This is a genomic window from Kitasatospora sp. LaBMicrA B282 (assembly GCF_050325825.1).
GTDB lineage: Bacteria > Actinomycetota > Actinomycetes > Streptomycetales > Streptomycetaceae > Kitasatospora.
Map to the genome: position 1 here is coordinate 134787 of NZ_JBNQTI010000003.1, position 6816 is coordinate 141602.

The window sequence follows — 6816 nt, forward strand, 5'->3', positions numbered from 1 at the left end:
GCACGGCCGCGCACTCCTGACCGGACCGACCTGAGGAGGCCGTCGATGGCCGAGCCGCTGCGGATCGCCTACTCGCCCTGCCCGAACGACACCTTCGTCTTCCATGCCTGGACCCACGGGCTGCTCCCCGGCGTCGACGCGCCCGAGGTCACCTTCGCCGACATCGACGTGACCAACACGCTGGCCGAGCGCGGCGAGCTGGACGTGCTGAAGGTCAGTTACGCGGCGCTGCCCTGGCTGCTCGACGAGTACGCGCTGCTCCCGTGCGGCGGGGCGCTGGGGCGTGGCTGCGGCCCCCTGGTGCTCACCCGGCCCGAGGACGGCGCGGCCGACCTGACCGGGAAGACGGTGGCGGTGCCCAGCGAGCGGTCCACCGCCTACCTGCTCTTCCGGCTCTGGGCGGCGCAGGCGGTGCCGGGCGGGCTGGGCGAGGTCGTGGTGCTGCCGTTCCACGAGATCATGCCGGCGGTCCGGGACGGCCGGGTGGACGCCGGCCTGGTGATCCACGAGGCGCGGTTCACCTACCGGCAGTACGGGCTGGTCAAGCTCGCCGACATGGGCGAGGCCTGGGAGGAGCGCACCGGGCTGGCGATCCCGCTCGGCGCGATCATCGCCAAGCGCTCGCTGGGCGCGGCGCGGCTGCGCGAGCTGGCGGCGGCCGTCCGCGACTCGGTCGAGGCGGCCTGGGCCGACCCGGCGGCCTCCCGGACGTACGTGCTGGCGCACGCCCAGGAGATGGACCCGGCGGTGGCCGACCAGCACATCGGGCTCTACGTGAACGAGTTCACCGCCGACCTCGGCGAGGAGGGCTACGCGGCGGTGCGGGCCCTGCTCGACCGGGCGGCCGAGCAGGGCCTGGTGCCGGCGCTGCCCCCGGAGGCGCTCGCCTTCCCGTGAGGCGGCGGCTCCGGCGGCGGGGCGGGCCGGCCGGGCGCCCGGCTCAGACGTCGAACTGGTCGGCCACCGCGCGCAGCGCCGCCGCCAGCTTCTGGCCGACCGGCTTGGCCGGGTAGCGGCCGTGCTGGAGGCCGGGCAGCGCGCCGTCCAGCATGGTGATCAGGTCCTGCACGATCGGTGCCATGTCGTCGGCGCTGCGGCGCTGCGCGGCGGCCACCGACGGCAGCGCGTCCAGCAGGGTCACCCCCATCGCCTGCTCGCCGCGGTGCCCCGCGACCACGCCGAACTCCACCCGCTGACCCGGCTTGAGCGTGCTCAGCCCGGCGGGCAGTGCCTTGCTGTGGACGAAGACGTCCTCACCGTCGTCGCGCGACAGGAAGCCGAAACCCTTCGTCTCGTTGAACCATTTGACCTGGCCGGTGGGCATCTCGAATGTCCTCGGTGTGGGTAGAGGCGCCCCGGCGACGTCGCCGGGGTGCCTGGTACGGGGGTGGGGTGGCCCGGTCGCGCGGTGCGTCCGGCGCTGGTGGGCGGGGGACGCGGGCGGGGGGATGGGCCGGGGAACGGCGGACCGTCGGCAGCAGGCTAACGACCGCGCGGGGGTTTCACTCGCACACGTCCGGTGGTCGCTGTCCGGTTCTGGCGAGGAAGGCCGACCTGGGCACGGCGGTGCGGCCGGACGAGGCCGCTCGGCCGATCGTCAAGGCTCACACCCCCTGGCAGGTAGGAATCGGGGTCGGGCGACCCCGTGCGAGAAGCTGCATACCCGCGGCACCGGGCGTTCGAAACTCGCTGTCCCCGGCGAACCGCAGGCAGTGACGGCGGCCGGATCGGCGCAGGTCGCAGCGGGCGGGCGGGGGACCGGTCGGTCGGGCCCCGCCCCACCGGCGGACTCTGCGAAACTGGGACGGCGAGCTCCGGGCACCCCCGGGAGCGGTGGTCGGTCCCCCGGTGGACCCGAGCTTGAGGAGAACTGCGGTGAGCGACAAGGAGTCCGGCGAGGGCCTGGTCAAGGTGGGTGCGGTGGTCTTCGTGCTGGGCTCGCTGGCCGTGCTGGCGACCTTCGTCCCGCTCTTCCTGCACCTCACCCCGCTGCCCACCCCGGCCTACTTCGCCTGCATGCTGATGCCGGTCGGCTTCCTGCTGGCGCTGGTCGGCATGTTCCGCTCGGCCCGGGCCCAGCGCCGCCGGGCGAACGCCCAGGGCTGAGGCCACTGCCGGGGACTCCCGGCCGCGACCCGGCGCCCGGGCGCGTCGCCCCGGCGCGGCGCCGCGGGCTCAGTGCGCCGCCGCGGCTCCGGACCCCGATCCGGCCCCGGTCCCGGCCCCCGTCGCACGGCGCCGGAAGTCGGCCAGCCACTGCGGGAAGGCGCGCAGGTCGGACAGCACCACGTCGGCGCCGGCCGCGGCCAGCTGTGCGGTGTCGTACGGCCCGGTGGCCACCGCGACCGCCAGCGCCCCGGCCGCCCGCGCCCCGACGATGTCGCCGAGGTGGTCGCCCACGTAGATCCCGGCCCCCAGCTCGCGCAGCGCCACGCCCTTGGTCTCCGCCCACAGGTCGCCGACCAGGGCGTCGAACTCGATGCCGGCGTGCTCCAGGTGCAGCCGCGCGTTGGGCTCGTACTTGCCGGTGATCACCGCGACCCGGCCGCCGGCGGCCCGCACCGCGGCCACCGCGTCGAGCGCGCCGGGCAGCGGCACGGTGGGGGCGAAGGCGTGGTCGCGGTAGAGCTCGCGGTAGCGGTCCGCGACGGCGGGCACCCGTTCCGCCTCGAACCAGTTGGCCAGCTCGACGGTCAGCGGCGGACCGAGCCGGGTGACCACCAGGTCGGCGTCGACGTAGGTACCGGTCTCGGCGGAGAGCGCCAGGTAGGTGGCCTTGATGCCCGGGCGGGTGTCGAGCAGGGTCATGTCGAGGTCGAAGCCGACCGTGAGCGGAGCAGTGGGTCCGGGACCGCCGGGGACTCCGGCGGGCAGGGCAGCAGACGTTCCAGCAGACATTCCAACAGCCTAAAGCCAGTCGCAAAACGATATTTTCGCGACATTCGGGACATAGTTCAGCTGATGATCGGTCAGAGGAGCCCGGATGCGCCGTCCCCCGCCCCGCCGCACCGTCCTGACCGCCGCCCTCGGTGCCGCCCTGGCGTCCGTGCTCGACGGCTGCGACCGGCTGCCGGGCCTGCGGGCCCCCGGTTTCCGCGCCCCGCGGTCCGCGCTCGACACCGGCGGGCCGGCACCCGCCGCGACCGTCACGGCGGCCACCGGCCCGGTCCTGGTGCCCGCGGAGCCGCGGCGGGTGGTGGTGCTGGACACCGCCGAGCTGGACTCCGCGATGACCCTGGGCATCACCCCGGTCGGCGCCTGCCGGCCGGCCGCGGACCCCGGCCTGCCGGACTACTGGCCGCCCGCCCGGCTCGCCGAGATCGCCCCGACCGGCACCGTCGGCGCCCCGGACCCGGCCGCGATCGCCGCACTGCGCCCGCAGCTGATCCTGGGCAGCCTGCTCCGCGACGGCGACCGCTTCCAGCAGCTGCGCGCGATCGCCCCGACCGTGCTCACCCACACCACCGGCTCCCCGTGGAAGGAGAACGTCCAGCTGCACGCCCGGGCACTGGGCCGGCAGGCCGCGGCCGAGACGGTGGCCGAGGCCTACCGCGGCCAGCTCGCCCAGACCCTGCGGGCGCTCGGCGGGCCGGGCGCCACCGCCGGGCGCCGGATCAGCCTGGTCCGGTTCGTCCCGGGCGGCCGGATCCGGCTCTACGGGCGGCAGAACTTCCCCGGAAGCGTGCTCGCCGACCTCCAGCTCGGCCGGCCCGAGGCCCAGAACGCCGACCGGTTCGCCCTGGAGGTGCCCCCCGACCAACTGGCCGGCGCCGACGGCGACCTGCTGCTGTACGCGGTGCACGGCGACCCCGACGCCGCCGGCGCGACCGCCGTGCTGACCGGGGCCGGCTGGCAGTCGCTCGGCGCGGTCCGGGCCCGGCGCGCCTTCCGGGTCGACGACCGGCTCTGGTTCGAGGGCATCGGCTACACCGGGGCCGACCAGCTGCTCGCCCAACTGCGCTGCCTGCTCGGCGCCTGAAGGCCCGACGCGACCGCTCGACCGCCGCTCGACCGCCGCCCGCTCGGCGCCCGGGGAGCCCGACTGCGCCGCCGCGATCCGCCGCGCCCCGCTTCGCCCCCTTGTGACGCGCGCCACAGCAGGACCACCATGACGATATGACGAACACTCAGCTCCGAGGTGAGTCACCCGCCGAACCGGACACCGACGCCGGCCGCCGCCGCAAGGCCGCGCTGGCCAAGGCCTTCAGCCTCGCGGCCGACGAGTACGACGAGGCCAACGGCGCGTTCTTCAACCCGATCGGCGCCCGGCTGGCCCGGCTGGCCGGCCTGCGCCCCGGCGACCGGGTGCTGGACATCGGCTGCGGCCGCGGTGCGGTGCTCTTCGCGGCGCTGGCCGAGGTCGGCCGGGAGGGCTACGTGGTCGGGGTCGACCTGGCCGACGGCATGGTCCGCGCCACCGCCGCCCAGGCCGCCGGCCGCGGACTGCGCAACGTCTGCGTCCGGATCGACGACGCCGAGGACCTCGGCTTCCCGGACGGCTCCTTCGAGGCCGCGCTCTCCTCGTTCGCAGTGATCTTCACCCCCGACCCGGCGGCCGCGCTGGCCTCGGTGCACCGGGTGCTGGTGCCCGGCGGGCGGTTCGGCTTCACCGCGTTCGGCGCGGACGAGCCGGGCTGGGAGCGCCCGCGCGCGGCGCTCAACGCCTTCCTGCCGCCGGAGGCCGCCCGGCTGCGGCAGAGCCGGGCGGCCCGGTTCAACCCGCTGGGCCGCAGCCCCGAGGAGGCCGCCCAACTGCTGCACCGGGCCGGCTTCACCGACGTACGAGCGGTCGAACACTGCGCCGTCACCCACTACCCGGACGCCGCGGCCTGGTGGCGCTCGCAGCGGGCCGGCGGCTGGCGCGGACTCCTGGAGGCGATCCCGGCCGAACGCCTCGACGAGGCCCGCGCGGCCGCCCTGGCCTCCCTCGCCCCGCTGGCCGGCCCGGACGGCAGCCTGGTGCGCCGCACCGCGATCCGGTACACCACCGCGCTGCGGGACTAGGGCGTGTCTTTCGGATCACGTCGGCTGGGGAGCGCGCCGGCGCTCCCGCCCCCGACCCCGGCGGCTACCGCCGGGCGAGGCGGGTGCGACGGGCGGCGCGGCGGCCGGCGGCGGCCGTGTGGCCCTTGAGCAGCGCCGGCATCAGCCCGTAGACCACGACCGGGACCACCAGGGTGACCAGCAGCCCGGTGCGCAGGTAGACCGGCAGGTGGGTGGTGTGCGGGGCGGTCAGCACCGAGGCGAGGGTGATCGTCGGGTAGACCGCCAGCCAGGTGTAGAGGGCGCGGTGGTGCACGGTCGGCGCGGGCGCCGGGGCCGCAGGGACCGCGGTGGCGGCGACCCCGGGGGTCGCGGGTGCGGCGGACGTCGTCGGAGCAGGCATGGCGGAACCCCCGAGAACTCGTCGATCGTCGGCGGAGCGGCGCCCGAGTGCTGCGGGCGAAACTCCAACCAACTGGTTGGTTGGAGTTTGCCAGAGGGCTCCGGCGATGTCCAACCATCCAGTTGGAGTGCGTAGGCTGCTGGCATGGCATGGGACACCGGGAGAACCAAGCAGCTGCTGCTCGACGCCGCCGTGCAGGAGTTCGCCGAGTACGGCCCCGAAGGCGCCCGGGTGGACCGGATCGCCAAGTCGGCCGGGGTCAACAAGGAGCGGATCTACCAGTACTTCGGCAACAAGCAGCAGCTCTTCGGACACGTCATCGACCACGAGCTGACCAAGGTGATGGCCGCCGCCTCCCCGCTGCCCGAGTACTGCGACGACCTCGGCGAGTTCGCCGGCCTGCTCTTCGACTGGCACACCGGCAACCCCACCTTCCTGCGCCTGCTGCGCTGGGAGGGCCTGCTGCTGGAGCCGTACCCCACCGAGCGGGACACCGAGCGCAGCGCGTACTACGCCAAGCGGGTGCACGCCGTCGCGCAGGCCCAGCAGGCCGGCACGGTGAGCGGGGAGCTGCCCGCCGAGCACCTGCTCTACGCGGTCTTCGCGCTCTCCGCCTGGTGGTTCGCCGCCCCGAAGGTGGTCGCGATGGTCATGGCCGGCACCGGCGAGGACAGCCGGGCCACCCGGCGGGCGGCGCTGGTCGCGCTGGTCCGCAAGCTCGGGGCGTAGCGCCTGCCTGACGGATCTCGCCGGCCGCCCGAGCCGCGCCCGACCGGCCCTCAGCCGGCCTTCGGCCCGCGCCGCTTCATCGCCACCAGCAGCAGGAAGACCGCCGACAGCACCCCCGCCACCCGCAGCACCCCGGGGGCCGCGGACCAGGCGGCGTGCGTCATCGGCGCGCCCTTCGCCAGCGGCGAGCCCCAGCGGCCCTCGGTCCGCCCCCAGAACCAGAAGGTGGAGACGCTCATGGTGAGCAGCGGGATCCCGAAGACCGCGAACTTCTTGGTCAGGTCACCGAGCTTGGCCGACAGGTAGGCCAGCCCCCAGCCGGCCAGCAGCACCAGGACCACCCCGGAGACCGCCCCGCCGACCAGCACCCCGGAGGAGAGCAGCAGCAGCGGCGAGGGCCGCCGCCCGGCCAGCAGCGACCGCTTCGGCTGCGCTGCGCCGGCCGCCTGGTCCGGCTCCGCCTCCGCCGCCTCGACCGCGGCGCGCGGTTCGGGCACCGCGCGCTCGGCGGCCGACTCGGTGTCGTCCGGCGGGAAGTCGATCACCACCGAGTCCCAACCCGGGAAGTCGGCGGCGGTCGGCGGCCGCATCGGCCCCGGTGAGGCGGGCGCGATCAGCCAGGCGGCCGGCGAACCGGCGTCGGCCGGCACGCCGTCGGCCGGCACGCCGTCGGCCGGCTCGGCCTCGGCCGGCCGTTCGGG

At 75.7% G+C, this 6816-nt stretch carries 8 protein-coding genes and 1 pseudogene; 5 read left to right on the forward strand and 4 right to left on the reverse strand.

The features are described from left to right. Positions 1-45 precede the first annotated feature (45 nt). On the forward strand, positions 46-897 hold the full coding sequence (locus ACQRUO_RS01840; protein WP_428313858.1) for a 1,4-dihydroxy-6-naphthoate synthase: 852 nt from the start codon (positions 46-48) through the stop codon (positions 895-897). A gap of 43 nt (positions 898-940) precedes the next feature. Here the strand turns inward: ACQRUO_RS01840 and ACQRUO_RS01845 are convergent, their stop codons facing one another. Then, on the reverse strand, positions 941-1324 hold the full coding sequence (locus ACQRUO_RS01845) for a cold-shock protein (RefSeq protein WP_428313859.1): 384 nt from the start codon (positions 1322-1324) through the stop codon (positions 941-943). Positions 1325-1875: 551 nt separating this feature from the next. Between ACQRUO_RS01845 and ACQRUO_RS01850 the strand changes: the two genes are divergently transcribed. Next, positions 1876-2106, forward strand: coding sequence for a hypothetical protein (locus ACQRUO_RS01850; RefSeq protein ID WP_428313860.1), 231 nt, complete (start codon positions 1876-1878; stop codon positions 2104-2106). Positions 2107-2175: 69 nt separating this feature from the next. On the opposite strand, the gene ACQRUO_RS01855 is transcribed toward ACQRUO_RS01850, so the two are convergent. Then, complete coding sequence (locus ACQRUO_RS01855) at positions 2176-2898, reverse strand: HAD family hydrolase (RefSeq protein WP_428313861.1); 723 nt, start codon at positions 2896-2898, stop codon at positions 2176-2178. A gap of 85 nt (positions 2899-2983) precedes the next feature. Between ACQRUO_RS01855 and ACQRUO_RS01860 the strand changes: the two genes are divergently transcribed. After that, a complete protein-coding gene (locus tag ACQRUO_RS01860; protein WP_428313862.1) occupies positions 2984-3979 on the forward strand; it encodes an iron-siderophore ABC transporter substrate-binding protein in 996 nt (331 codons plus the stop codon). Between the two features lie 137 nt (positions 3980-4116). Continuing rightward, on the forward strand, positions 4117-5004 hold the full coding sequence (locus tag ACQRUO_RS01865; RefSeq protein ID WP_428313863.1) for a class I SAM-dependent methyltransferase: 888 nt from the start codon (positions 4117-4119) through the stop codon (positions 5002-5004). 64 nt (positions 5005-5068) lie between these two features. Here ACQRUO_RS01865 and ACQRUO_RS01870 read toward each other — a convergent pair whose 3' ends face one another. Then, positions 5069-5386: a hypothetical protein gene (locus ACQRUO_RS01870; RefSeq protein ID WP_428313864.1), complete on the reverse strand. Its 318-nt coding sequence runs from the start codon at positions 5384-5386 to the stop codon at positions 5069-5071. 144 nt (positions 5387-5530) lie between these two features. Between ACQRUO_RS01870 and ACQRUO_RS01875 the strand changes: the two genes are divergently transcribed. Further along, entirely contained in the window at positions 5531-6115 is a 585-nt protein-coding gene (locus tag ACQRUO_RS01875; RefSeq protein WP_428313865.1) for a TetR family transcriptional regulator, read from the forward strand. 50 nt (positions 6116-6165) lie between these two features. On the opposite strand, the pseudogene ACQRUO_RS01880 reads toward ACQRUO_RS01875, so the two are convergent. Beyond that, a pseudogene (locus ACQRUO_RS01880) lies at positions 6166-6816 on the reverse strand (hypothetical protein); the annotation flags it as partial.